At 65.3% G+C, this 25,875-nt stretch carries 22 protein-coding genes and 1 tRNA gene; 15 read left to right on the forward strand and 8 right to left on the reverse strand.

Going from position 1 to position 25,875, the window contains the following annotated elements:
- The first annotated feature begins 71 nt into the window (after positions 1 to 71).
- The 6 genes from ACVIHF_RS37380 to ACVIHF_RS37405 all read left to right on the forward strand — a co-directional run bounded on the left by ACVIHF_RS37380 (position 72) and on the right by ACVIHF_RS37405 (position 7,070).
- Positions 72 to 1,574, forward strand: a complete 1,503-nt coding sequence (locus tag ACVIHF_RS37380; RefSeq protein WP_456793472.1) for a flavin-containing monooxygenase — start codon at positions 72 to 74, stop codon at positions 1,572 to 1,574.
- A gap of 117 nt (positions 1,575 to 1,691) precedes the next feature.
- Positions 1,692 to 1,768: transfer RNA gene (locus tag ACVIHF_RS37385), tRNA-Arg, on the forward strand.
- Between the two features lie 217 nt (positions 1,769 to 1,985).
- A complete protein-coding gene (locus ACVIHF_RS37390) occupies positions 1,986 to 3,335 on the forward strand; it encodes a UbiA family prenyltransferase (protein WP_456793473.1) in 1,350 nt (449 codons plus the stop codon).
- Between the two features lie 32 nt (positions 3,336 to 3,367).
- Entirely contained in the window at positions 3,368 to 4,723 is a 1,356-nt protein-coding gene (locus ACVIHF_RS37395; RefSeq protein ID WP_456793474.1) for an FAD-binding protein, read from the forward strand.
- On the forward strand, positions 4,723 to 5,469 hold the full coding sequence (locus ACVIHF_RS37400; protein WP_456793475.1) for an SDR family oxidoreductase: 747 nt from the start codon (positions 4,723 to 4,725) through the stop codon (positions 5,467 to 5,469). The genes ACVIHF_RS37395 and ACVIHF_RS37400 overlap by 1 nt, the downstream gene beginning before the upstream one ends.
- On the forward strand, positions 5,469 to 7,070 hold the full coding sequence (locus tag ACVIHF_RS37405) for a hypothetical protein (protein WP_456793476.1): 1,602 nt from the start codon (positions 5,469 to 5,471) through the stop codon (positions 7,068 to 7,070). The genes ACVIHF_RS37400 and ACVIHF_RS37405 overlap by 1 nt, the downstream gene beginning before the upstream one ends.
- Before the next feature lie 36 nt (positions 7,071 to 7,106).
- On the opposite strand, the gene ACVIHF_RS37410 is transcribed toward ACVIHF_RS37405, so the two are convergent.
- Positions 7,107 to 8,360, reverse strand: a complete 1,254-nt coding sequence (locus ACVIHF_RS37410; protein ID WP_456793477.1) for a glycosyltransferase family 87 protein — start codon at positions 8,358 to 8,360, stop codon at positions 7,107 to 7,109.
- A 292-nt stretch (positions 8,361 to 8,652) separates the two neighbouring features.
- Between ACVIHF_RS37410 and ACVIHF_RS37415 the strand changes: the two genes are divergently transcribed.
- Positions 8,653 to 9,426: a tetratricopeptide repeat protein gene (locus ACVIHF_RS37415; RefSeq protein ID WP_321176816.1), complete on the forward strand. Its 774-nt coding sequence runs from the start codon at positions 8,653 to 8,655 to the stop codon at positions 9,424 to 9,426.
- A 370-nt stretch (positions 9,427 to 9,796) separates the two neighbouring features.
- On the opposite strand, the gene ACVIHF_RS37420 is transcribed toward ACVIHF_RS37415, so the two are convergent.
- Positions 9,797 to 10,510: a hypothetical protein gene (locus ACVIHF_RS37420; protein ID WP_028336241.1), complete on the reverse strand. Its 714-nt coding sequence runs from the start codon at positions 10,508 to 10,510 to the stop codon at positions 9,797 to 9,799.
- A gap of 322 nt (positions 10,511 to 10,832) precedes the next feature.
- On the opposite strand from ACVIHF_RS37420, the gene ACVIHF_RS37425 reads away from it, so the two are divergent.
- Positions 10,833 to 12,371, forward strand: a complete 1,539-nt coding sequence (locus ACVIHF_RS37425) for an aspartate ammonia-lyase (RefSeq protein ID WP_456793478.1) — start codon at positions 10,833 to 10,835, stop codon at positions 12,369 to 12,371.
- Between the two features lie 272 nt (positions 12,372 to 12,643).
- Here the strand turns inward: ACVIHF_RS37425 and ACVIHF_RS37430 are convergent, their stop codons facing one another.
- Positions 12,644 to 14,479, reverse strand: a complete 1,836-nt coding sequence (locus ACVIHF_RS37430; RefSeq protein WP_456793479.1) for a di-heme-cytochrome C peroxidase — start codon at positions 14,477 to 14,479, stop codon at positions 12,644 to 12,646.
- Positions 14,480 to 14,728: 249 nt separating this feature from the next.
- On the opposite strand from ACVIHF_RS37430, the gene ACVIHF_RS37435 reads away from it, so the two are divergent.
- Together ACVIHF_RS37435 and ACVIHF_RS37440 are read left to right on the forward strand one after the other, a co-directional pair.
- The gene (locus tag ACVIHF_RS37435) at positions 14,729 to 15,409 is read left to right on the forward strand and encodes an alpha/beta hydrolase family protein (protein ID WP_456793480.1); all 681 of its coding nucleotides are present in this window, start codon (positions 14,729 to 14,731) and stop codon (positions 15,407 to 15,409) included.
- A gap of 105 nt (positions 15,410 to 15,514) precedes the next feature.
- The gene (locus tag ACVIHF_RS37440) at positions 15,515 to 16,249 is read left to right on the forward strand and encodes an aspartate/glutamate racemase family protein (RefSeq protein WP_456793481.1); all 735 of its coding nucleotides are present in this window, start codon (positions 15,515 to 15,517) and stop codon (positions 16,247 to 16,249) included.
- Positions 16,250 to 16,347: 98 nt separating this feature from the next.
- On the opposite strand, the gene ACVIHF_RS37445 is transcribed toward ACVIHF_RS37440, so the two are convergent.
- Together ACVIHF_RS37445 and ACVIHF_RS37450 are read right to left on the reverse strand one after the other, a co-directional pair.
- Positions 16,348 to 17,127, reverse strand: coding sequence for an SDR family oxidoreductase (locus ACVIHF_RS37445; RefSeq protein ID WP_456793482.1), 780 nt, complete (start codon positions 17,125 to 17,127; stop codon positions 16,348 to 16,350).
- A 40-nt stretch (positions 17,128 to 17,167) separates the two neighbouring features.
- Complete coding sequence (locus ACVIHF_RS37450; RefSeq protein ID WP_456793483.1) at positions 17,168 to 18,142, reverse strand: 2-dehydropantoate 2-reductase; 975 nt, start codon at positions 18,140 to 18,142, stop codon at positions 17,168 to 17,170.
- A gap of 178 nt (positions 18,143 to 18,320) precedes the next feature.
- Here ACVIHF_RS37450 and ACVIHF_RS37455 point away from each other — a divergent pair, with 178 nt between their 5' ends.
- Positions 18,321 to 19,118 (forward strand): enoyl-CoA hydratase-related protein, encoded by a 798-nt coding sequence (locus ACVIHF_RS37455; protein ID WP_456793484.1) that lies wholly within the window; start codon positions 18,321 to 18,323, stop codon positions 19,116 to 19,118.
- A 2-nt stretch (positions 19,119 to 19,120) separates the two neighbouring features.
- Here the strand turns inward: ACVIHF_RS37455 and ACVIHF_RS37460 are convergent, their stop codons facing one another.
- Positions 19,121 to 19,384, reverse strand: a complete 264-nt coding sequence (locus ACVIHF_RS37460; RefSeq protein ID WP_456793485.1) for a hypothetical protein — start codon at positions 19,382 to 19,384, stop codon at positions 19,121 to 19,123.
- A 62-nt stretch (positions 19,385 to 19,446) separates the two neighbouring features.
- Entirely contained in the window at positions 19,447 to 20,331 is an 885-nt protein-coding gene (locus ACVIHF_RS37465; protein WP_456793486.1) for a LysR family transcriptional regulator, read from the reverse strand.
- 114 nt (positions 20,332 to 20,445) lie between these two features.
- Here ACVIHF_RS37465 and ACVIHF_RS37470 point away from each other — a divergent pair, with 114 nt between their 5' ends.
- The 4 genes from ACVIHF_RS37470 (at position 20,446) to ACVIHF_RS37485 (ending at position 24,576) form a co-directional block, all read left to right on the forward strand.
- Positions 20,446 to 21,807 carry an FAD-dependent oxidoreductase gene (locus ACVIHF_RS37470; protein ID WP_456793487.1) on the forward strand — a complete coding sequence of 454 codons (1,362 nt, stop codon included), beginning with the start codon at positions 20,446 to 20,448 and terminating at the stop codon, positions 21,805 to 21,807.
- A gap of 12 nt (positions 21,808 to 21,819) precedes the next feature.
- Positions 21,820 to 22,824, forward strand: coding sequence for an ABC transporter substrate-binding protein (locus tag ACVIHF_RS37475; protein WP_456793488.1), 1,005 nt, complete (start codon positions 21,820 to 21,822; stop codon positions 22,822 to 22,824).
- A gap of 158 nt (positions 22,825 to 22,982) precedes the next feature.
- Positions 22,983 to 23,756, forward strand: coding sequence for an ABC transporter ATP-binding protein (locus tag ACVIHF_RS37480; RefSeq protein WP_456793489.1), 774 nt, complete (start codon positions 22,983 to 22,985; stop codon positions 23,754 to 23,756).
- The gene (locus tag ACVIHF_RS37485; protein WP_456781785.1) at positions 23,749 to 24,576 is read left to right on the forward strand and encodes an ABC transporter permease; all 828 of its coding nucleotides are present in this window, start codon (positions 23,749 to 23,751) and stop codon (positions 24,574 to 24,576) included. Before ACVIHF_RS37480 ends, ACVIHF_RS37485 begins: the two co-directional genes overlap by 8 nt.
- A 186-nt stretch (positions 24,577 to 24,762) precedes the next feature.
- Here ACVIHF_RS37485 and gtdA read toward each other — a convergent pair whose 3' ends face one another.
- The gene (gene gtdA / locus ACVIHF_RS37490) at positions 24,763 to 25,803 is read right to left on the reverse strand and encodes a gentisate 1,2-dioxygenase (protein WP_038384747.1); all 1,041 of its coding nucleotides are present in this window, start codon (positions 25,801 to 25,803) and stop codon (positions 24,763 to 24,765) included.
- Between the last annotated feature and the right edge of the window lie 72 nt (positions 25,804 to 25,875).

Raw genomic sequence — 25,875 nt, forward strand, 5'->3', positions numbered from 1 at the left:
CACGGGGCATTGTCAGATGTCAAGTTATCTGACAATATGTATTGTCAGTACTGCCACGGGAGGGTCAGGGCGTGTCCGTTCATTTCGACGTGTTGATCGTGGGCGCGGGACTGTCGGGCATCGGCGCCGGCTACCATTTGCAGGCCAACTGCCCGGACCGCAGCTACGCCATTCTTGAAGGCCGCGACTGCATCGGCGGCACCTGGGACCTTTTCCGCTATCCCGGCATCCGCTCCGACTCCGACATGTACACGCTTGGCTATTCGTTCCGGCCGTGGACCGAGCCGAAGGCGATCGCGGATGGCCCGTCGATCCTGAACTATGTGCGCGAGACCGCGCGCGCCTACGGCATCGACAAGAACATCCGCTTCAACCATCGCGTCGTGCGCGCCGACTGGTCGTCGGCGGACTCGCAATGGACGGTCGAGGTCGAGCGCGGGCCGGAGAAGACGATCGAGCGCTTCACCTGCAGCTTCCTGTTCATGTGCAGCGGCTACTACAAATATGAACACGGCTACACGCCCGACTTCCCCGGCATCGCCGATTTCGCCGGCCGCGTCGTCCATCCGCAGAAATGGACCGACGACATCGACTATGCCGCCAAGAAGGTGGTGGTGATCGGCAGCGGCGCGACCGCGGTGACGCTGGTGCCGGAGATGGCCAAGACCGCCGCCCATGTCACGATGCTGCAGCGTTCGCCGACCTATGTCGTGGCGCGTCCGGATGAGGACAAGGTCGCCAACTGGCTGCGCGCGCGGCTGCCCGCGAAACTCGCCTACGGCCTCACCCGCTGGAAGAACGTGCTGTTCGGCATGTATTTCTACCGGCTCTGCAAGCGCGATCCGGAGCGCGTGAAGAAGCTGATCCTCGGCGGCGTGCGCCACGCGCTCGGCCCCGACTACGATGTCGCAACCCATTTCACGCCGCGCTACAATCCGTGGGACCAGCGGCTTTGCCTGGTGCCGAACGGCGATCTCTTCCAATCGCTGCGCAACGGTGGATCGTCCGTCGTCACCGATCAGATCGAGACCTTCACGCCCGGCGGCATCAAGCTCAAGAGCGGCAATGTGCTCGACGCCGACATCGTGGTGACCGCGACCGGCCTCGATCTGCAGGTGCTCGGCGGACTCGAGATCAATGTCGACGGCGCGCGCGTCGATCTGTCGAAGACCATGAACTACAAGGGGCTGATGTATAGCGGCGTGCCGAACCTCGCCGCCGCCTTCGGCTACACCAACGCGTCCTGGACGCTGAAATGTGACCTGACCTGCGAATATGTCTGCCGCATGCTCAACCACATGAAGGCGCATGGTTACGCGCAGGTCACGCCGCGGCGGAACGATCCTGATGTCGCCGAACTGCCCTGGGTGGATTTCTCATCGGGCTATATCCAGCGCGCCGCCGCCAGGTTCCCCAAGCAGGGCTCGCGCCGGCCGTGGCGGCTCTACCAGAATTATGCACTCGATATCGTGACGCTGCGCTTCGGCTCGCTGAAGGATGAAGCCATCGAGTTTCTCCCGGCGCGTCGGGCCAGCGCGGATGCCGCCTCGAATCCGGCCCGGCAGGTGGCGTAACGCGACGCGCCAAACGCCGCGCAACTTCGCGCGCGTCCGTTGTGGCGCGGGCTGGCGATCACCCGGCAGCTCTGCTATGGGATGGCGACGCCCGCATGCCTTCGCTGCGGGCGGTGCGGTCCCGTAGCTCAGCCGGATAGAGCGACGGTTTCCTAAACCGTAGGTCGGAAGTTCGAGTCTTCCCGGGATCGCCATTTTTCGCTCGCCGCGCGCTGCCGGCGAGGCTTTTCAACACGCATTTCGGCGCCATTTGCCCGGCGTTTGCTCCCCCCAAGTTCACCCGAGATCAAGTTCACCCCAAATTAGGGAAAGCCCGGGACAATGGGGAGGGGGCACCGGAAGACCGCGCGTATGCGAGCTAGCGTTCCAGAACGGGTTGAGCAGGGGGGCGGCGATGCCCTTCGCGATCCGTTGCGTTCGAAGGCCCGGCCGCTCGTCGTCGATGTCGACGAGGTCATGGTGCGGGGGAGCTCCGTCCCGGCCGATATCGCATCCGATCTGATCCGCCGCCTTCGCGCTTTCGCCGCGGCGATCACCGCTTCCTTCGGGTCGCAGCCGCGATCAGCGCATGGTGCAGATCCATCGGGGTTCGATCCGTCCCGGGCGCAATTCGACCACGACGCGGTGAGGTTCCTGCTGCAGGTGCTGGGCGAAGGCCGCCCGGTCTACCTTTGCTCGGAAACCTATCCCGAGCCGTTCGTCAGCGCGGTCGCCCAACATCTCGGCGTCTTCACCGCCTGGGCCGCCGCACCGCAGCGCGAAGAGCTGCCGCCCGTGCTTCGGCAGGGCTTTGACTATATCGGCAGCGCGGCGGTCGCGTTGCCCGATTCCGCATCGCGCATCGCGCGCCCCGCTCGATCCGAGCCGTCCGCGCCCGCGCTGGTCAGTATGCGCGTCAATATGCGCAGCTGGCTGAAGCTGTTCAGGGTGCATCAATACGCGAAGAACGCTCTCGTGCTGGTGCCGCTGCTGACCGCACACAAATTCGCATTGGGATCGGCGGCGACGTCGCTGTTTGCGGTGATCGCATTTTCGCTCTGCGCGTCGGGCGCCTACATCCTGAACGACCTTCTCGACGTCGAGGCCGACCGCGCGCATCCGACCAAGCGCAACCGCCCGATCGCAAGCGGCGCCATCCTGGCATCGCGGGCCGTCGGCGCGATGGCCCTGGCGCTGGTCGCCGCATTTGCGATCGCCTTGTCGATATCGATCGAGTTCGGCGGCGTCCTGCTCGGCTATTTCGCGCTGACCACCTCCTATTCGTTCTGGCTCAAGCGCATCGCGACCGTCGACGTCGTCGTGCTCGCCACGCTTTACACCGTCCGCGTGATCGGCGGCGCCGTCGCGATCGGCGTGCCGATGTCGGAATGGCTGCTCGCTTTCTCGCTGTTCATCTTCATGTCGCTGGCGCTGGTGAAGCGCTATATCGAGCTCGCCGGCCAGCCGGACGGCGCCGTGCTGGCGGCGCGCGGCTACCAGGTCGAAGACAAATCGATGATCGCGATCCTCGCCGCCGCGTCAGGCTTCAACGCCGTCGTGATCTTCACGCTCTACATCTCGTCCGATACGGTGCGCGCGCTTTACAGCCATCCGCAACTGCTCTGGGTCGGTTGTCCGATCTTGATGTACTGGATCGGCCGCGTGATGTTATTCGCGCAGCGCGGATTGATCGACGACGATCCGGTCATCTTTGCGCTGAGGGATCGCGTCAGCTGGGTCGCGCTCGGCGCGATCGGCGCCATCATGCTCGCCGCCATCTAGCGATGCCGGCGGCTGCGTTACCAGGAGCTGTGATGTCGACCTCCAGTCCGGGCGGCATTGGCCTGTCCGGCTGGGGCAACTATCCCAGGGCGTCGTCCGAACTGCTGGCGCCGCAGACGCCCGCAGGCGCGCGGGACCACCTGCTTGCGCGGTCCGGCGTCGTCGCGCGCGGGGCCGGGCGGGCCTACGGCGATGCCGCGATCGGAACGCAATCCACGATTTCGTCGCGCGGCCTGAACCGGATGCGGAGCTTTGATGCCGCAACCGCGCGATTGACGGTCGAATCCGGCGTGACCATCGCCGACATCCTTGCCGTTTTCGAGCCGCGCGGCTTCTTCCTTAAGGTCGTGCCCGGCACGAAATTCGTGACGGTCGGCGGCGCGATCGCGGCCGACGTTCACGGCAAGAACCATCATCGCGATGGCGGCTTCGGCAACATCGTCGATTCGTTCCGCCTCGCGCTGCCTGGCGGCGAGATCGTCACCTGCTCGCGATCGGAAAACGCCGCGCTGTTCGCGGCGACACTGGGAGGCATGGGGCTGACGGGCATGATCCTCGACGCGACGCTGCAACTGCTGCCGATCGAGACCGCCTGGCTGCGTCAGGACACCCGCGTCGCCGGCAATCTCGACGAGGCGATCGATCAGCTGGAAAGCAGCGCATCGACCACCTATTCGGTGGCCTGGATCGACTGCCTCGCGCGCGGCGCGGCGCTTGGCCGGTCGCTGGTCTATCTGGCCGAGCACGCCACGCGGCGCGACAAGGATATGCTGGGGCCCGGCCTCGAGACGTTTCCCAGGCTTCGCGCGTCGCGGCTCGCGGTCCCGGAGCAATTTCCGGGATGGCTGCTCAATCGCGCATCGATGCGGGTGTTCAACGAGCTGTACTTCCGCCGCGGCGCCGCGCATCCGGGCAAGCCGCGGCTGGTCCATTGGGACCCGTATTTCTTTCCGCTCGATGCGATCGCGGACTGGAACAGGATCTACGGCCGGCGCGGCTTCGTGCAATATCAATGCGTGATCCCGGCTGGCCGCGCGCGCCGCGTTCTCGCCGAAATTCTCGATCGTGTGTCGCGGCGCGGCGATGCGTCGTTTCTTGCGGTGCTCAAGCAACTTGGCGAAGGCAGCGGGCCGATGTCGTTTCCGCTCCGCGGCTACACGCTGACGATGGATTTTCCCGTCACCGACGCGCTGTTCGGGTTTCTTGACCAGCTCGACGCGCTGGTGGTCGATGCCGGCGGCCGGCTCTATCTCGCCAAGGACGCGCGGCAGTCCCGCGCGACATTCGAATCCGGATATCCCGGCCTTGCGGCCTTGCGTGACATCCGCCAGCAGATCGGGGCGAACAGTCGCCTCGTGTCCCATCTTTCAGCACGGCTTGGAATTTGATGACCGGCACAAAATCGATTCTGGTGATTGGCGGCAGCTCGGACATCGGGCACGCGACCGCGCTGCGCTATGCGAGGGAGGGATGGCGCGTGATGCTCGCCGCCCGCGATATCGGGGTGGCACAGCGCAATGCGGACGACATCAAGACGCGAAGCGGTACCGACACCTCGGTTGTCGCGCTCGACGTGCTGCAGACCGGGCAGCTTGCCCGCTTCGTCGCCGGTCTTTCGCCACCTCCCGACACCGTCGTATGCGTTGTCGGGGAGCTCGGCGATCAGCAGCGTGCCGAGACCGATCCCGAGCTAGCGACGAAGATCATGCGCACCAATTTCGAGGCGCCCGCGCTGCTGCTCGAACTGTTCGCGCAAGCCTTCGCGACGCGCGGCTCGGGCACCATCGTCGGTGTGAGCTCGGTCGCCGGCGATCGCGGGCGGGCCTCGAACTATTACTACGGCGCGGCCAAGGCCGGCTTCTCGCAATTCCTGTCCGGCTTGCGCAACCGCCTGGCGCTTGCGGGCAAGGTTCGTGTCGTCACCGTCAAGCCGGGATTCGTGCGGACCAGGATGACGGCGCATATGAAGCTGCCGGCTCCCCTGACGGTGCAGCCGGATCGGGTCGCGGAGGATATCTTCCGGGCCGATGTGACGAGGCCGCGTGACGTGATCTATGTGGCGCGCCGCTTCCGGCTGGTGATGGCGATCATCTGCGCGCTGCCGGAGACGATCTTCAAACGGATGCGTATCTGATGCCCGGCGTCGCCGCCAACCACGCGTCGTTCCCGCGATCCAGCGCGATCCGGGCGAGCGTCCCGCTCGTGACGGCATCGCTGTGGCTCGTGCTGTTCGCGGTGACGCTGATCTTCAGCGTCATGCTCTGCGACGGCAGGCTGATCTTCACCCTCGACGATCCCTACATCCACCTCGCCGTCGCCGATCACATCCTGTCCGGCGGCTACGGCGTCAATGCGTCCGAGGTCTCGTCGCCAAGCTCGTCGATCATCTGGCCCTATCTGCTGGCCGTGACCGAGACGCTGCATCTTGGCGCATTCGGTCCACTCCTGATCAATGCCGCGGCAGCGGCAGCGACCGTCGTGGCTTTCCTGCGCATTCTTGAATCGGCTGAACTGCTTGGCCCCGGCCGGGAGAAGTCGCTGCTGTTTTTCGTCGCGTTGCTCGCCATTTTTTCGTCAAGCGCGATCGCCCTGCCGATGACCGGCATGGAGCACAGTCTTCACGTTTGGGCCACGGTCGCGACTTTCGGCGGCCTGACCGAAGCCGCGCGCGGACGGTCGCCGACCGTCATGCACTTCGCGGCGCTGGTGCTGCTGCCGCTAGTTCGCTTCGAGGGAATCGCGTTTGCCATCGCGGCGATGATGGGGTTTGCTCTGCTCGGCCAGCGCCGTTTTGCCGCCGCGGCCGCTGCCGTCACGCTCTGCGCGTTCGCCGCGTATTTCGCGCGAATGGCCTCGCTCGGTCTCCCGCCTTTGCCGAGTTCGGTATTGCTCAAATCGCGCATCGCCGAATCCGGCTATGAAGGGACCGGCGTCATCGCCTCCATCCTCCGCAATCTCGGCGACAGCTTCGCTGATCCCGCCGGCTTCAGGCTGATGCTGCTCGGTCTTGCGCTCGCCGCCGTGATGGCGCTGCTCCGCTCCGACCGCGGCGCCCTGATCGTCTGTGCGACGGTGCTCGCCGCGATCGCTGCGCATCTCGGCTTTGGCCAATATGGCTGGTTCTACCGGTATGAGGTTTACATCGTTGCGCTTGCGGTGCTGGCGCTGCTCTACGCGGTTGCACGCGCGCGAGCGGTCTTGAGCGTCCCGCAATGGACCGCCGCGACGCTCGCCAGCGTCGGGCTCGCCGGTTTTGCCAGCGTGGGCTATGTCAGCGCCGCTCTGGAGACGCCGTTTGCCTCGCGCGGCGTCTACGAGCAGCATTATCAGTTGGGGCGCTTCGCCCAGCAGCTCTACCGGCGGCCGATTGCCGTGAACGATCTTGGGCTCGTTGCCTGGGGAAATCCGAACTTCGTGCTGGATCTGTGGGGGCTCGGTTCGGAGCGCGTGCGCAAGGCGAAGCGCGCCGGCCGCTACGGCCCGGCCGAAATGGCCGCGCTCGCCGACGAGCATCATGTCGGCGTCGCCATGATCTACGACAGCTGGTTTGCGCAGGGCGTGCCGGCGAGCTGGAGCAAGGTCGCGATCCTGCACACGATTCCGGTGACCGGCGCGCGCGGTGACGTAAGCTTCTACGTCACGCCGGCCGCGGAGCCACAACTCGTCGCCGGCGCCCTGAAGGCCTTCGCGTCGACCCTGCCGGCGCGCGATCGTCTCGAAATGGTGTCGCCGTGAGCGCTGCGTGATCGCGGGGCGTGTCGCGCCGGGTGCTCAAATCCTCGCAAGAGGCCCCTGCGCCGGAACGGGAGAGCCGCTGCTTGACTCGCGCAGCAGCAGGATTGCGACGATCAGCGTGATCAGCGCGGCGATCCCGAAGCCTCCGATCGAAAGCACGTCGACCCAATGGACGTCCGTGCGGGGCGTGTTGTTATGGACCGTGTGCATGTAGCCGAAGGCTCCGATCGGTATCGGTGCGGCATAGATGATCGCACGTTCCCACTCGCGGGCCTTGGCCTGAAGCGTCGGCAACAGCAGCGCCATTCCGACACTGAAGATCAGGAAGTCGTAATCATACGCATAGGGGCTGATGCAGACCGATACGACCGCGGTCAGGCCGAGGCTCTCGCGCACCGGCATCTTGCGGTAGACCGCAACCAGCACGATGCCGAGCGCAAGGACGGCGACGATGCCCTGGCCGATAAACGCTGCCGATGCGGAGAACCCCGTGGTTCGCAGCGCGGCATAGGCCGAGACCATTCGATACAGCGGATAATAGGCTTCCCGCAGGAATACCGACGAATCATGCACGCTCTGCAGCATCACGGTCCAGATCTGCATGCCGAACAGCACAGTGCAGATCGCCGAACTGATCAGCACGACGGCGCCGGCCGTCATCACGACGATCCACGAGCGCCGCAGGATGGCATAGAGTGCGAAGGCAACGGCGAAATGCGGCTTGATGATCATGAGACCAAGGGCCACGCCTGCGAGCATCGGCCGCTCTTCGAAGTACAGGCACACCAGTCCGATCAGTGCGGCGGTAAGGAAGCTGTTCTGACCGCATGCCAGCGTGACCCCGATCGTCGGAAAGAAAACGATCAGCACGAGCACGAACCGGTTTCCGGCAAGACGCCGCAGCACCGCGAGGTAAACAGCCAGCGTCGAGGCCATGAACAACAGATAGGCCATTCCGAACGGGACCAGCGCGAACGGAGCCAGCAGCAGGTTGAATTGCGGCGGATAGGTCCATGGCATGAAGCCGTCGTGCCCGCCCGACGCCTGCTTCTCGATGATGGCGAGCTTCGCGAATTGATAGGCCTGGTCGAGGTCGCCGAGCCACACCAGCTTTGCGGTAATGTAGAAGGCGGCGAAGTCGACCAGTTCGCGGCCGTGCCCCAGCCCCAGCTGGGAGAACCACACAACCTTGAACAGGAGGGCGGCGACCAGCATCACGAGGATTCCGCGTGTGTAGTTGGCGCGCTTCGAGTCCGTCGACTGAATTGTTTCGAGCGTTGTTGCGAGCATCAAGCCGGGCCCTGTGATGGCAACCCAAGCTAGATTGAATAGGTTAAGCAGTCGAAAAATTGCACGGAGAGGGTGGGGTCCCCTGTCGCCTGACAGCCGCAGGGATGTGTCAAATCGGTCGGCGGAGGCTGGAACCGGACGGTATCTCGGTGTCCGGATGCGACTTTCGCTGGACGCTCCGTCGGCGGCAGTGATAACGCCTGACAATAACCATCTCACGACGGACCGCATGCCGAAACCGCCGCCTCCTTCCAATCGCGGGCCCAGCCCATCCCCGGTCCTGCAACGCGCCGTGGTCGCATTGCAGATGGGACAGGTCGTCGAAGCCGAGCGGCTGGCGGCGGAGGTCTTGAAGGCAAACCGGACCGATGTCGGCGCGGCCTCGATCCTGGCACGGGCGCTGATGATCCAGAACCGCAACGAGGAGGCGATCGCACCGCTCGAGCGAGCCGTGCGCCGGGTCGAGGATCCCGGCCTCGAGACTCTGCTCGGCGCAGCGCTTGGCGGCGCCGGTCGCGGCAGCGAGGCGATCGATGTGCTGCGGCGAACCACCGCGCGGCGGCCGCCGTACCTGCCCGCATTCCAGGCCCTGGCAGGACAATTGCACTCGGCCGGCCGCATCGACGAGGCGGTTGCCGTCATTGAGAGCGCGCTCGTTCTCGCGCCGGGGAGCCTCGAGTTTCAGCTCCTGCTGGCGCAGCTGCTGCCCCAACGCAATGAGCGTGGCCGGGCGCGCGAGATTCTGGAGAAGCTGCGCAATGCGGCGCCGGGACATCCCGATGTTCTGGCCGCGCTCGCGCGTGTGCTGCTGCTCGATGGCGAATATGCTGCCGCGGCGGATCTCTACCGCCAGGTGGTGGCGCAGCGCCCCGACGACCCGCTGACGCGTCTCAGCTTCTCCGCCAGTCTTCTGGAAATGGGCGACCGCGCGGCCGGCGAGGCCAATCTGCGTCTCGCGTTGCGCGGCCGGCCGCAAATGATCGGCCGCACGACCGCCGCGCTGATCATGTCATCGCACGGCCGCTTCTTCTTCCGTCGCAGCGCCTTTGCGGAATTTCTGAGCTAGGGCGTTTTCGAGCGAAGCGGACACCGGCTAGCGCTAACGCGTCAAAACTAGAATCTAGAGCGGCAGGGATAAGCCGCGGCCTCTGCGCTCAAGCACAAGCGCCTCTGGAATGCTGGATCGCCCGCATCCGGGTGAAGACACCGAACTGGCTCAGGATCGCGCCCCATAGTCGGTGTCGTCCTGGCGAAAGCCAGGACCCATTACCCCAAATCTCAATTGTTGAGCGCTACCGGGCCGCGATCCCGCTCATCACCGAAGACGGTGGCTAAGGGTCCTGGCTTTCGCCAGGACGACGGCGGTGGATGCCGAGCCTCCCATCGGGTAGTTCGCAATGACGGAGGAGGCCGCAGCGGAGCTTCGCGCGCCCGCTCTACGTCCGAAACTGCCGCCGATAGAGTCCGGACTCGCGGGCCATCCTGTTGGTCAGTTCCTGGGCGCGCGATGTTTCATCCGGCGTCATCGCGGCGGTCTGCGCGACCCAGTTTTCGCGCTTCACCGGGAAGCACTGCGCAACCGGCGTGCCCTTGGGCAATACGCCGTTGAAACTGGTGTCATGCCAGCGTGCCGGGAAATGAACCCAGCTGTCGTGAAACAGATCGCAATCGACCATGCCGGTCAGCGTGGTGAACGGCAGGTCGAACCGGTTGACCGGATGCGTGAAGAACAGCGAGTAGCCGGGCGGCGCCTCGATGGTCCACAGATTGACGAACTTGATGACGAAGCGGTCGGGCTCGAACAGCGGCGAGCCGACTACCTGGCTTTCGTCGTGGAAGCCGACCGGCGAGCGCGGGAATTCGAGCGCGCCGCCGGCGGGAAGGTCGTTGTCCCAGGTGATCGCGCCATTCTCGACCTTGAGATCGCAGATCAGCGGCAAAAGGAAACCCGATGTCATCGCATCGACGAATGGCGGGCAGCGCTTGACGGTATCCTCTTCGCGATTGCTCATCGTATTGAAGGCCTGCGTCGGCATCGCCTTGAGCCATCCGGGAAGCCCCAACGACGCAGGCATCGGCGGCGGAATCTTGCCCTCGAGCTCCGCGGGGCAGCGGAATTTGATGGTGATCGCTTCGTTATTGTTGGACACGGCTTTGGTCCTTGGTTCGTTCAGTGTCGGCGGCGCCCTTGCGCCAGTCGATGCTCGTCTAGCACGCGACGACGGGGCGGAGAAAGCAGCCGCATCGGTCGCGAAGCGAGCCGCGATATCGAGCTATAAGTTGTTGTTATCATGACGGATAAGGCAAAGTCCTTAATCTCACGGTTCGGCGCGCGCCAATGCCGGTTTTCCGCGTCTTGCCGCTCACCGGTGTGCAAGACTCTGCCGATAGGCATTGGCTTTCGACGCCCGCCGAGCGCATCATCGCCGGCGTCGCTGACGACAAGATCTGCGAGAGGTAACGGAGGTACCGATGGCCGAATCGAAGGTTGAGACCGCCAACGCTGCAGCTGCCGCGTCCCCCTCCGGCGAGAGCGGCAGCGGCCCCAGCCAGCTCGCGGTCGCGACCGTCCGCACCGTGCCGATCGAGCAGGCGCAGTCCCGCACCGAGCACGATCTGCTCGGCGAGGACGACGTCCCGGCCAATGCGCTGTGGGGCATTCACACCAAGCGCGCGGTGATGAACTTTCCGATCACCGGCGTGCCGGTCGGGCACTTCCCGGAATTCGTCCGCGCGCTGGCGCTGGTGAAGCAGGCTGCCGCGCGCGCCAACAAGCGGCTCGGCTATCTCGCACCGGAGAAGGCGGATGCGATCGAAGCGGCCTGCACCCAGATTGCGACCGAAAAGGTCTATGCCGAATCCTTCGTCGTCGACGCGATCCAGGGCGGCGCCGGCACGTCGACCAACATGAACGCCAATGAGGTGATCGCCAACGTCGCGCTGCGGCTGATGGGGCGCAAGCCGGGTGACTATCACGCGCTGCATCCGAACGACGACGTCAACATGGCGCAGTCGACCAACGACGCCTATCCGACCGCGCTGCGGCTCGCGGTGATCTTCGCCACCCAGCCGCTGGTGCGCGCGCTGGACGATCTCGCCTACTCGCTCAAAGGCAAGGCGGTGGAGTTCGCCGACGTGTTGAAGATGGGGCGGACCCAGCTTCAGGATGCGGTGCCGATGACGCTCGGCCAGGAATTCGATGCCTTCCACGTGACCGTGAAGGAGGACGTTGCGCGCCTGAACGAGATTTCCGCGCTGTTCCGCGAGGTCAATCTCGGCGCCACCGCGATCGGCACCGGCATCAATGCCGATCCGCGCTATGCGGCGCTCGCGGTCGAGGAATTGTCGCGGCTGTCCGGCCAGCCGATGGTGCTTGCCTCCAACCTGATCGAGGCGACGTCCGATCTCGGCGCCTTCGTGCTGTTCTCCGGCGTGCTCAAGCGCGTTGCGGTCAAGCTGTCCAAGATCTGCAACGACCTGCGGCTGCTGTCGTCGGGGCCGCGCACCGGCATTGGCGAAATCCGCCTGCCAGCGGTGCAGGCCGGCTCGTCGATCATGCCCGGCAAGGTCAATCCCGTCATTCCCGAGGTGGTCAACCAGGTGGCTTTCCTGGTGATCGGGCACGACCTCACGGTCACGATGTGCGCCGAAGGCGGCCAGTTGCAGCTCAACGCGTTCGAGCCGACCATCGGCTATTGCGTCTTGAGCTCGCTGCGCATGCTGACGGCGGCGGTCGATACGCTGACCAAGCGTTGTGTCGACGGCATCGAGGCCGATCGCGAGCGTTGCCGCAGCCTGGTGCAGGGCTCGATCGGCCTGATCACGGCGCTGGCGCCGTCGCTCGGTTACGAAGCTTCATCGCGCGTGGCGCGCCGTGCGCTCAAGGAGAACCGCTCGGTCGCCGACATCGTGCTGGAGGAAAAGCTTCTGACCGAGGCGCAGCTCAACCAGCTGCTCGAGCTCGAGGCCATGACCCGCCCGGCGCGCCGGCAGCCGGTGCCGAGGAGCTGAGGGCGAGGCGCAGCAATTGCGCTCCCTCTCCCGCAAGCGCAGGGCTATCGCATTTCGTGGCGGTGCCCTCGTGGCCATCCTTCGAGACGCCCGCCTTCGGCGGGCCCTCAGGATGAGGTCTTGTTTTGCGGCACAATAGTAGACCCTCATGGTGAGGAGCGCCGCTTGCGGCGCGTCTCGAACCACGAGGCCAAACACTTGCCCGGTCGCCAGGGGACATATGCGATAGTTCTGCCCGCAAGCGGGAGAGGGGGCGCAGTCCCTTCGGGGGCCTACAGCGTCTTGATGAACTCGATCAGGGCGCGGCGTTCGTCTTCCTTCAGCTCCGGCCCGATCACGCCGGTGCGCTTCTCGTTGGAGAATTCGTGTCCGGAATTGCCGTTGCCGCGCTTGGTGGTGTCGAGCATGAAGGCGTTCTTGATCTTGTCCTTCCAGACGTAGCCGAGATCCTTCGGATCATACTCCCGGCTGCCGAGATAGAAGGTCGCGGGACGATCCTTCACCGGCGACAGCAGTGCGTAGATGGTCGGGACCGAGCCGTTGTGCAGATAGGGCGGGGTCGCCCAGATGCCGTTGAGCGGCCGGACCTTGTAGGCGAGCGGCGCCTGGATCTCGTTCGGCCGGTAGCCGTTGATGCGCTTGCGATCTTCCGGCGGGGTCTTGTTCTGGTCGTACCAATAGTCGACGGTCTTCTCGACGAGATCGCCGAGCGCCGGACCGAAACTGCTGTCCTTGATGTTCAGATTGGCCGGCGTCTCGACGGTGCGGTGCGCGAGGCCCTCGGCCTGCGCGCTGTCGGTGCCGATATGGCTGATCGGAATCATCTCGACATCGAGCAGCGGCTGGCCGGCCTCGTTCCTGGTCCAGCGCTTCTTGTCCTTGAACAGCGCAAAGGCTTCGCTCGCCGGCAGCGCCTTGCTGTCGATCGCCGGGCCGTGACAGCCCTGGCAATGCGCCTTGTAGAGCTCGCCGCCCTTCTTCGCGAGATCCATGTTGATCGGCGGCAGGATGTTCTCCGGCCATTTCGGCGACGCCAGTCCGCCAAAACCCCTGTCCTCGCTGGGCGGCTCGCCGGCGATCATCCGCTCCATCTCGTGCAGCACGTCGATCCGCGCGCTCGATTTGTAAAGCCCCTTGGACTCGTCGAGCAGGTTGAGCTCGGCGCTGACGCCGAGCGCCTCGCCGGCGTTGCGCACCATCGGCTGCATGATCGAGCCGTCATATTGCACCCAGCTGAACCACGGTGCGTTCCAGATCCGCGGGAAATGCACCGGCGCCGAATGCGAGGCGTAGTTGTTCGGGTTGTTCAGGTCGATCGAGAACACCTGGTTGCCGATCCGGTTCAGCGCGTCGAGCCGCGCATAGCCTTCCTCGACGCTGTTGGCGGCGACCTTGTTCTCCAGCGAATTGATGTTGGCGTATTGCTTCAGCACGAGGTCGAGCTGGCCGCGCAGCGCCATGCGCTCGTCGAGGCTGGCATCCTTGCCGAGGATCTCGTCGGCAAAGCGCGAGAAGCGCCCCGGCCAGAAGCGCGTCAGCAGCAGCGAGACGCCGACGCTCTTCTGGAATTCGAACAGATTGGTGTTGGCCGGTCCGCCGTCGATCACGATCTCGGTGCCGCGATAGCTGAAGCTGCCGGTGTGGCAGGCGGCGCAGGTGAGGCCTACGCCGGTCATGTCGGCCTTGCTGTGCGGGTTGCGCCATGGCGCGCCGTTGGCATCGGCCATCGGGCCGCCCTGCGCAAAGCCGATCGGCAGCGCATCGGGTTTGCCCGGAATCACCGTGTCGGGAATAAAGCCGAAGCGGCCGAGATAATTGGTCTCGCTGAGTCGCGGCGCCGCGGTGAACAGCGGCCAGACCGTCGGCTGCTCCAGCGCCATGAACCATTCATGGGGAATGCCGAAGGTCCGCGTGCCCTGGTCGGCGTGGTAGAACCAGCGCAGCCGCTCCGCGCTGACATTCTGATCCAGCCACACGGTCTTTGCCGACGGCTGGTAGTCGACGACCTTGACGCGGAAGCCGCTCGCGACCGTCTCGATATCGTCCTTGAAATAGAGGACGCCGGCGACAATCAACAGTCCGGTGACGAATATCGTCTTGCGAGGCATGCCCCGTTCCCCCAATTCGCGGTACCCGCGCGTGATATGGATGAGATGTTAAAATTCGCCGAAAAACGAGTTCGCGCTAAGCGTGTGATGCGGTGTGCGCTATCCTACAGTGGCGGCGCTTGGTCTAACAACGGAAATGTTGATTGGCTGTGAGCCAGTTCACTTGCGGCGTTCCCTCCGCGGCGGCATTTGCGCGCATCGAGGCCTGCGGCTAGAAACAACGGCGCAACAATTCTTCGAGATGTCATTTTGAACACGTCAGGCGCGCAGCCGCTCACGATCACGGTCTCGGACCACAGCACGGTGTCCGCGCTGCTGCTGCGGCCGGCGCAGGCCCGCAGCGCCTATGTGTTTGCCCATGGCGCCGGCGCCGGCATGACGCATTCCTCGATGGCCGCGATCGCGGAGGGCCTGGCGGAGCGCGGCATCGCGACATTGCGTTATCAGTTTCCCTACATGGAGAAGGGCAGCAAGCGGCCCGATCCGCCCGCCGTCGCGCAGGCAACGGTGCGTGCCGCGGTGGCGGAGGCCGCGCGTCATTGCGGCGAACTGCCGCTGTTCGCCGGCGGCAAGTCGTTCGGCGGACGCATGACCTCGCAGGCACAGGCCAAGGCGCCGCTCGCCGGCGTGCGCGGGCTGGTGTTTCTCGGCTTTCCGCTGCATCCCGCCGGCAAGCCGTCGAGCGAGCGGGCCAAGCATCTCGCCGAGGTCGAGGTCCCGATGCTGTTCCTGCAGGGCACGCGCGATGCGCTGGCCGAGCTCGACCTGCTCGAGCCCGTGGTGAAGGGGTTGGGTCATCGCGCGACGCTGCATCTCGCGCAGGAGGCCGACCACTCCTTCCATGTCCTCAAGCGCTCCGGCCGCAACGACCGCGAGGTGATGGCCGAGGTGCTCGATGCCTTCGCGGGCTGGGTGGCGAAGCATTCGTAGTCTTGTAGCCCGGATGCAGCGAAGCGAAATCCGGGACAGGCCCTTCCGCCCTGTGACACCGTCCCGGATTGCGCTTCGCTCCATCCGGGCTACTAATCTCCACCCATGACCAGGATCCTGATCGTCAATCCCAACACCACCGCGTCGATGACCGCGACCATCGCGGCCGCGGCGCAAGCGGTGGCCGCGCCGGGCACCGAGATCGTCGCCGTTACGTCGTCGATGGGACCGGCCTCGATCGAAGGCTTCTATGACGAGGCCTTCGCCGTTCCCGGGCTGATCGAGGCGCTGCTGAAGACGCCCGATGCCGATGCCGGCATCGTCGCATGTTTCGACGACACCGGGCTGGATGCCGCGCGGTCGGCGGCCCGCTATCCGGTGGTCGGCGTCTGCGAAGCGGCCTTGGTCACCGCCGGGCAGATCGCCAAGCGCATCGGCATCGTTACCACGCTGTCGCGCTCGATCGTGCCGCTGGAGGAACTGGTGCGCCGCTACGGCTTTGCCGACCGCGCGGTGGTCACCGCCTGCGACGTCGCGGTGCTCGATCTCGAGAAGCCGGGCTCGGGCGCGAGGCCGAAGCTGGAGGCGGAGATCGCCCGCGCGCTGGACAAGGGCGCGGATGCCATCGTGCTCGGCTGCGCCGGCATGGCCGATCTTGCCCGCGAGCTGTCGGTGCAGTTCGGCGTGCCTGTGGTCGACGGCGTGGCCGCCGCGGTGAAGCAGGCGGAAGCGCTTGCCGGCCTCAGGCTTACGACGTCGCGTCGCGGTGCTTACGCTTCGCCCGCGGCGAAAAAATACCACGGTCTGCTCGAAGGATTCGCGCCAGCTTCAAATGAATAAGCTCCGTCATTGCGAGCGAAGCGAAGCAATCATCTCTTAACTTGCGGAAGCGTGGATTGCTTCGTCGCTGTCGCTCCTCGCAATGACGGATGAAGTTTTTATGACGCCACCCCGCCATAGATCCGGTCGCGCAGGCGGCGCATGCCGGACAGCCAGCGCTCGCGGTTGGTGGCCTTGCGCTGCATGTATTCCTGCACCTGCGGATGCGAGAGAATCAGGAAGCGTTCTTCCGCCATCGCCTCGATCACCATGCGCGCGACCTCGCCCGGCTGCAGCACGCCGTCGACGCGCGCGGCACTCGGGCCCGGCGTCGTCATGCCCGTCTGCACCGATTGCGGACAGAGCACGGAGACGCGGATGCCGCGATCGCCATACTGGATGGCGAGATGCTCGGCGAGCGCGACCGCGGCATTCTTGGTCACGCCGTAAGGCATCGAGTTCAGCGAGGCCAGCAGCCCCGCGGCGGATGCGGTGTTGATGAGATAGCCGGAGCCGCGCGCGAGCATGCCGGGCACCAGCGCGCGCGCCGCGTACACGTGGCTCATCACATGCACGCGCCAGCTCACGTCCCAGTCGGCATCGGAGGCGGCCTCCTGTCCCTTGCGCGAGAGCCCGGCATTGGAGAAGAACACGTCGACCGGACCATATTTGTCCTCGGCCGCGGCGATCAGCGCCTTGATGTCCTCCTCGAGCCCGACATCGGCGGTGACGGCGAGGCCGTCGATGTCGCCGGCGACGCTCGCGAGCCGATCGCGCGAGGTCTTGAGATCGGCGACCACGACGCCGCGAGCACCGGCGTCCGCATAGGCCCGCGCCACCGCCTCGCCGATCCCGCTCGCGCCGCCGGTGACGACACAGACCTTGTCCTTGACTTGCATGGTTCGATGTCCCTGCTTGTTATCGTGGTGGGTCGGATTGTCAGTCCTGATACAGGCGCTTGTCACGCGCCTTCTGGATCGCGAGCGCGGCCATCAGGTCGAGCATCGGGGTCGAAATGGCGGCCGCGCGGGCGAATGCCGCCGGTGCGCGCACCAGCACATCGATCTCCATGCCGCGTCCGAGTTCGTAATCCTGCAGGATCGACGGCTTGTGGTCCGGCGCCGGCCCTGAGCGGGTGACGCGCTTGACCTCGGGAATGTAGCGTGTCGCCACCGCATTAGCCTCGTCGAGCAGGCGCGGGATCACGTCCTGCATGTCAGGATCGTCGCGGACGCCGCGCGCGGTCAGCCCGGTCAACAGACAGAGCACCGACATCGACATGTTGGTCAACAGCTTCGACCAGATCGTCTCGCGGATCTGCTTGACCTCAGGCGATTCGATCGCGGCGTCGTCGAGCGCCGCGCGCAGGCGGGCGATGCGCTCGCCCTGGCGATCGTCGCATTCGCCGATCAAGAGGCGGTTGCGGTCCGGCGACAGGTTCGCGACGACCCCTGGCGCGATCACCTCGTTGGAGGAAAAGATCACGCCGCCGATGATCCGCTGCTTCGGGACGGCGCTGCGCAAATGCCCGCCGGGATCGAGGAAGCCGAGATCGGGGATCGCGGGATGCTGTGGCGGCAGGCCGAGATCGTACCACCAGGGAATGCCGTTCTGCGCGAACACGATTGATGTGTCGCGCTGAAGCAGCGGCGGGAGCCCGGCTGCGAGCGCGCCGATGCCGGTCGCCTTCAGTGTGCTGATGACGATGTCCTGCGGCCCCAGATCGGCAGGATCGGCGGAGGCCTTCACCTTCGCGGTGACGCTGCTATCGCCGACCTTCAGCGTCAGTCCGCTGGCCCTGACCGCGTCGAGATGCGGCCCGCGCATCACGCAGGCCACATCGTGACCGGCGCGCGCGAGCCGGACCGCGAAGTGGCTGCCGACGGCGCCCGCGCCGAAAATGCAAATACGCATGAGTGGAACAAATCTCCGTAACGTGCCCGTCAGTTTCCACAAGCGCGGGGCATCGCGCAACCCGTCATGCGCGGGGCGCGGTCGTGCGCGCCCGAAAGTGATGGATCAAGGCATCCGCTCTCGCCATAGTGCAAGGCTAGTACAAGATAACAGCAATGCCGAACGAGGGAGCAACGTCATGTCGGCCAGCCCAGTCCTGTGGAGCCTCGATGCGCGCGGGGTCGCGACCGTCACGCTGAATCGTCCCGAGGTCAACAATGCTTATGACGGCGCGCTGATTGCGGGCGTGCTGGCCGCGATCGACGATCTCTCGACCAAGCCGGTGCGCGTCGTCGTGCTGAACGGCAACGGCAAGCATTTCCAGGCCGGCGCCGACCTGAAATGGATCAACGGCGTGCGGCCGAAATCGTTCGAGGAGAACGAGGCGGCGTCGCGCGCCACCTTCGAGGCGGTGCAGCGTCTCAACACGCTGCCGGTCCCGACCGTCGCGCTGGTGCAGGGCGGCTGCTTCGGCGGCGGCACCGGCGTGATCTCGGCCTGCGACATCGTGATCGCGGCCGACAATGCGCTGTTCTCGATCACCGAGGTGCGCTGGGGCCTGACCGCGGCGATCATCATCCCGCAGCTCTGCGACGCGATCGGCGTCCGCCAGGTGCGCCGCTATGCGCTGACCGGCGAACGGTTCGGCGCCGAGGATGCCCGCCGCATCGGCCTTGTCCATGAGGTGGTGCCGCTGGCCGAACTCGACAGCGCCGGCGCCAAGGTCGTCGAGCAGCTGCTCGGCAACGCGCCGGATGCGATGGCCGAGACCAAGAAGCTCGCGATGGAAAGCTCGTTCGGCGGCATGGCGGTGGACGACGAGGCCTACAAGCGCCTCGTTCATCTGCATTCGGCCAAGCGCCAGACCGCCGAGGCAGCCGAGGGGCTTGCATCCTTCGCCGAGAAGCGCGCGGGCCGGTGGGGCGGCGGCGCGTAAGCTCAGCAGCCGCGGCAGATGCCGCGCATGCTGCGATAGACCTCTTCGTCGTCGCGGCGCATCTGCTGCAGCTGATCGAACGTCTTCGATTCGCTCGACCGCGTCACCGGCGGCTCGGGCTTGCGCTTCGCCGCAAGTTCCTGCTCTTGCCGATGGTAGCAAGCCTCGCGATCCGCCTTGGCCTCAATGAAGCGGCAGGTCTCGATCGCGGCCGCGGGCCCAGCGACGATGATGAGACCAAACGACATTGAGATCAGGAGTTTCAAGCGGGCGATCCTTTCGCGTCCTTGTCTCAGCTCGGCATGCGACCGGCAAGGCCGGCGTCGCATCACAGCGGCTGCGACAGCGTTTTTTTCAATGTCTTCAGCAGCGCCTGCACCGCGGCGGCATCGATGCGGCGCTCGGGAACGGCGGCCTTGACCCACAATTCGGGGATCGGAAAGTCGGTGAGTACCGGTTGCAACGCGCCGGCGCGCAGCGCGTCCGCGACCAGATAATGCGAGAGCAGCGCGATGCCGTTGCCGGCGATCGCGCTTTGCGTCAGCACGCGGCCTTCGTTCGAAGAGAGAATCGGGCGGACCTGGATATTGATGCGGCCGCGCGGTCCCTCGAACGGCCATTCCGGTCCGGTCGGCAGGAAGCTGAGGCAGCGATGATCGACCAGGTCGCGCGGATGTTTCGGCGTGCCGTGCTTCTTCAGATAGGCCGGCGAGGCGCATACGAGACGCGGCAGCCGGCACAAAGGCTCGTCAACCACGCCGCCAAAGGAATGCGGGAAGGCGCCGATCGCGATATCAAAACCTTCGGTCACCGGATCGACCGGACGATCGATCATCACGATCTCGAGCTTCACGCTTCCGTTCTGTTTCTGGAAGATCGTGAAGGCATCGGCGAGCCGCGCCACCGTCAGCGAAGTCGGCGCCTTGACGCGCAGATGATCGGAGAGGTCGCGCTGCTTCTCGCCCATCCGCGACAAGAGATCGCCGACATCGGCAACCACGCCGCGGGCGCGATGCACATATTGCTGCCCGGCCTCGGTCAGCCGCAACTGGCGGGTCGAGCGGTAGAACAGCGCGGTGCCGATCCGCTCCTCGAGCTGGGTCACGCGCTTGGCGACGACGGATGTCGCGATATTGAGCTTGCGCGCCGCGGCGGAAAAGCCGCCGGCATCGGCGGTGGCGAGGAAGGCTTCGAGATTGACCAGCGTATCCATCTGCCTTGCTCGCCTTTCTCGATTCGCGAAAGCTGATTACATAATTTGGTAGATTGTACTGCAATCCGCATCAATTCATAGTTGGCCCAATCAACTTTGTTCAGGGCGGAAATGATGCGAGCGAGCACGATCGAAGAACCTGCGCGGCAGGTCCCGGTCTATGGCGAATACGACGTGGTGGTGCTGGGCGGCGGACCGGCCGGCATCGCGGCAGCGGTCGGCGCGGCACGTACCGGACGGCGGACGCTCCTGATCGAGCGTTACGGATTTCTCGGCGGCATGGGCACCGCGGCCGGCGTGACCAACTTCTGCGGACTGCACGCCAACATCTTCGGCGAGATGCACCGCGTGGTGCAGGGCATTGCCTCCGACCTCCTGGCGCGGATCGACCGGCTCGGCGGGCTGAACGCGCCGCATCTGATCCTCGGCAAGATCCTTGCGCAGGCCTACGACACCGCGGCCTACAAGATCGCGGCCGACGATCTGCTCGCACATCACAAGGTCGACATTCTGTTCCACGCGCTCGGCGCCGGCGTCGTCATGGATGGTTCGCATATCCGTGCGCTGATGGTGGAAACCAAGGCCGGCCGTCAGGCCGTGCGCGCCAGCATCTTCATCGATTGCTCCGGTGACGGCGATCTCGCGGTGTGGGCCGGTGCGCCCCATGAAGTCGGCGATAATGCCGGCGGCATGCTCTACCCCTCGATGATGTTCCGCCTCAACGGCATCGATCCAGCGAAGGCCGGCGATGCCTGGCGCACCATCCCGGCGCTGATGGCTGAGGCCGAGGCCGCCGGCACCCACACATTCCCGCGCAAGTCGGCGATCGTGCGGCCGCAGAAATCGCAGATCGAATGGCGGGTGAATTTCACCCAGGTGACGCGAAGCGATGGCGGCGCCATTTCCGGTGTCGATCCTGACGACATGACGCGCGGCGAGATCGAGGGCCGCCGCCAGGCGGTCGAAGCGTTCAGGTTCCTGCGCACGGTGCCCGGCTTCGAGAATTCCTACATCGTCGATCTGCCGCCGCAGCTCGGCATCCGCGAGACGCGGCGTGTGATCGGCGGATACATGCTGTCAGGCGAGGATGTGCTGGGCTGCGCCTCGTTCGAGGATTCGATCGGCGTCAATGGTTGGCCGAAGGAATCCCATGTGCCGGGTGATGTGATCTTCGAGTTTCCGCCGATCCCGGAGAGCCGCGGCTATAACGAGTTGCCGTACCGCATGCTGGTACCGGAGGGCGTCGACAATCTCCTGGTCGCCGGCCGCTGCGCCTCGATGACCCATGAGGGACAATCGGCGGCGCGCGTCTCCGGTGCCTGCTTTGTGATGGGCGAGGCGGCGGGAACTGCGGCGGCGCTGGCGCTGTCGGGCAATACGATTCCGCGCGACATTTCCGTCGAAAAGTTGCAACAACAGCTTGGCAAACAGGGCGCGTTCATCGGCCGCGATCAGGCCGTGCCCGAGGGGTTGTAGGTGGAGACGGCAATGATGGGTTGGGCGCGGCTCGCACTCGCGGGTCTCCTGGTGTGGGCCGCGAGCGGTCTCGCGCGGGCCGATGATCTCCTGAAGGCGAAGATCGGCGTCTTGCGCCTGTCGTCCTCGGCGCCGGTGTTCATTGCGCAGGACAAGGGCTATTTCCGCGACGCCGGCCTCGACGTCGAGCTCAAGTTCTTCGACGCGGCGCAGCCGATCGCGGTCGCGACCGCGTCGGGCGATGTCGATTTCGGCATCACCGCCGTCACCGCGGGGCTCTATAATCTCGCCGGCAAGGGCACGCTGAAGGTGATCGGCGGCATGAGCCGCGAGAAGGCCGGCTATCCCCTGATCGGCTACTTCGCCAGCAACAACGCCTATGCCGCCGGCCTCAAGACGCCGAAGGATCTGGCGGGCAAGCGCGTCGCGGTGACCCAGGTCGGCTCCAGCTTCCATTATTCGCTCGGCCTGCTCGCCGACAAATACGGCTTCAAGCTGTCCGAGGTGAAGGTGGTGCCGCTGCAGTCGCTGTCGAACGCAGCCGCGGCGCTGAAGGGCGAAACCGTCGACGCCGCGCTGCTGCCGGTCTCGACCGCGCGGACGCTGATGGATTCCAACGGCGCGAAATTGCTCGGCTGGGTCGGCGACGAGACGCCGTGGCAGTTAGGCGCCATCTTCGCGTCGCCGAAGGCGCTGACCAACGCACCGCTGGTGACCAGGCTGCTCACCGCGCTCACCCGTGCCGACCACGAATATCACGATGTGATCCTGACTGCGATCAAGGACGGCGTGGCGCCGATCAACGACAAGACCAGGCCGCTGCTCGAGATCATTGCCAAATACACCAACCTGCCGGTCGCGCAGGTGGTCGGCAATTGCGCCTATATCGATCCCGACGGCAAGCTCGACGTGAAGAACCTCGACAACCAGATCAAATGGCTGCAGGGGCAGGGTTTCGTGGACAAGGGTTTCGATGCCAATGCGATCATCGCCAAGGATTACGTGAAGGCGGATTGATGTGGGACCGCGTGCACAACTCTATCCCCGTCATCCTGAGGAGCCGCGAAGCGGCGTCTCGAAGGATCGACGGCCCCGATAGTGACCGGCCGTCCATCCTTCGAGACGCGCGCAAGTGCGCGCTCCTCAGGATGACGGGTCAAAGAGTGAGCCGGTAGATGGACCTGATCGCCGACCATATCAGCCATCGCTTCGGCGCGCTCGACGTGCTCGACGATGTCTCCTTCACGGTCCGCGCCGGCGAGATCGTCGCGATCGTCGGGCCGTCCGGCTGCGGCAAGAGCACCCTGCTGTCGATCCTTGGCGGCCTGCTGCGGCCGAGCAAAGGTGCCGCTGAGCTGCGCGGCGCGGCGCCGGCTGATAGCCTCAATCCGCTGACCTTCGTGTTCCAGGATTTTGCGCTGCTGCCGTGGAACACGGTCGAGGAGAACGTCGCGTTTCCGCTGCTGCATACGGGCTTGAGTGCCGGCGAGCGCAGCGCCGTGATCGACGATGCGCTGCGCCGCACCGGGCTGTCGGATTTTCGCGCCGCCTATCCGAAGCAACTGTCCGGCGGCATGCGCCAGCGCGTCGGCATTGCGCGGGCACTCGCGGTTCGCCCGGCGATCCTGCTGATGGACGAGCCGCTGTCGGCGCTGGATTCGCAGACCCGCGAGCTCCTGATGGAGGATTTCGTGCGGCTGCTCGCCGACGGTGCGATGGGCGCGGTCTATGTCACGCATAATCTCGAGGAAGCGGTGCGGCTCGCCGACCGCGTCGTGGTGCTGTCGCGCCGTCCTGGCCGGATCCGGGAAATCGTGACCATTCCGATGACGCGCGCCGAGCGCGGCACGATGGACGCGCGCGGGCCGATGGCCTCGCTGCAAAGTGAGCTGTGGTCGCTGATCCGGAAGGAGGCGATCGATGCCGAGCGCGAGGTCCAGCATGCTTGACCGCGCGCCGCAGCAACCGAAAGACCAGTCGGCGGAGGCTACGCGCCCGGTCGCGTTTCGCGGCGCCGGCTTTATCCCCGACGGCAGCCGACATGCCGGCTGGATCGCGCTCGCGCTCGTGATCGCGCTCTGGCAGCTCGCCGGCAGCGCAGGCTGGGTCAATCCGCTGTTCCTGCCGGCGCCGTCGGCGATCGCGGTCGCGATCTATAAGCTCGCGATGTCGGGCGCGCTGTGGCAGCACCTGTCGTGGTCCATTATGCGGATCGGTACCGGCTGGATCATCGGCACGGCCGCCGGAGTCGTGGTCGGCTTCGCGATCGGGCTGTCGACCATGGCGCGCGGCGTCGGCATCACCTTCATCTCGGCGCTGTTTCCGATTCCGAAGATCGCGCTGCTGCCGTTGCTCATTCTGTGGCTCGGGATCGGCGAGGAGCCGAAGATCGCGACCATTGCGCTTGGCGTGTTCTTCTCGACCGCGATCTCGGTCTATAGCGGCGTCGATGCGGTGCCGCGCAACCTGATCCGGATGGCGCAAAGCTTCAACGTGCCGTTCCACGCCATCGTGCGCCGCGTGATCTGGCCGGGCGCGCTGCCCTCGATCCTCGCCGGCTTCCGCATCACCGCGTCGGTGGCGCTGCTGCTCGTGGTCAGCGCCGAGATGATCGGCGCGCAATACGGCATCGGCGCCTTCGTCCTGCAGGCCGGCAATCTGATGCAGACCGATCAGCTGCTCGCCGGCGTCGTGATCCTGTCGCTGTTCGGGCTTGCGGTGGGGAAGCTGATCAATTTGCTCGAGACGAGGTTGTTGCACTGGCGGTGAGAGCACGCTGCGGGCCACAACCCCCGCTGTCGTCCCTGCGAAAGCAGGGACCCATAACCACAGGGCGTGGTTGTTAAAACAGGCTGGGGCCGCAGCTTCTTTAGCCAACCGAGGACGGTGGTTATGGGTCCCGGCTTTCGCCGGGACGACGTGAGGTGGGCGCTGCGTGCCTTGCGCAGACGATCGTTACGCGTTGCCCCTGTCCTCGCGGAACAGGTCGAGCTTCTGCTGCACCGGGCGGTCGGAGAACGAGAACAGCACGGAGTCGGCATCGGCCTCGTGGGTGACCCAGTGCCAGCTCGGCACCACGAACAAATCGCGCGGTCCCCACTCGAAGGTCTGGTCGCCGACCCTTGTGCGGCCCTTGCCCTCGATCGCGGCGAACACGGTCGCATCGGTTGCGCGATAGCGCGCGGTCTTGAAACCCTTTGGCAGCAGCTGGATGAAGGTGCCGATGGTCGGCATCGCGAAATCGCCGGTCTCGGGGTTGGAGAATTTCAGCTTCAGCCCGTGGCAGGCGTCCCACTCGTCGCTGACCTTGGCCTTCTCCAGCGCCTCGCGGGTGTATTCATAGGGATAGTTGAAGATCGGCGAGGTTTTCGAGGTTCGCTTCTGGTCGATCGGCAGCAGATTGTGTCCGTAGCGCGCGAAGCTGGCGCCGGCCGGCTTGGAGATCGACTGCTGATCTTCCTTGGCGCCTTCGGCAAACGAGCAGTCGAAGAACTGCACCATCGGGATGTCGAGCCCGTCGAGCCAGAACATCGGCTCGTTGGTTTCGTTGGAATGGTCGTGCCAGGTCATCGACGGGGTGATGACGAAATCGCCCGGCGACATCGCGGTGCGCTCGCCGTCGACGGCGGTGAAGGCGCCCTTGCCCTCGAGCACGAAGCGCAGCGCCGATTGGGCATGGCGATGGGCGGGGGCGATGTCGCCCGGCACCACCATCTGCACGCCGGCGAACAGCGAGGTCGTGATCTTGGACTGGCCGCGCAGGCCGGGATTTTCCAGCACCAGCACGCGGCGCTCGGCTTCCTTGGCCGTGATCAGCTTGCCGGCCTCGTTCATGTAGTCGCGGATCTGGTCGAACTTCCACAAGTGAGGACGGCAGGCGCTTTTCGGCTCCGGCGTGATCAGATCGTTCATCACGTTCCACAGCGCCGAGAGGTTCTGGCCGTCGATCTTCTTGTAGAATGCCTCGCGCTCCGGGGTCTTCTGCACGGCTTCCATGGCAAGCCTCCCATCATTCTTGTCGGTGCAATTTAATTGACAGTATACTGACAATATGGCTAGCGTCAATGA

The sequence above is a fragment of the Bradyrhizobium sp. USDA 4506 genome, from assembly GCF_054058795.1.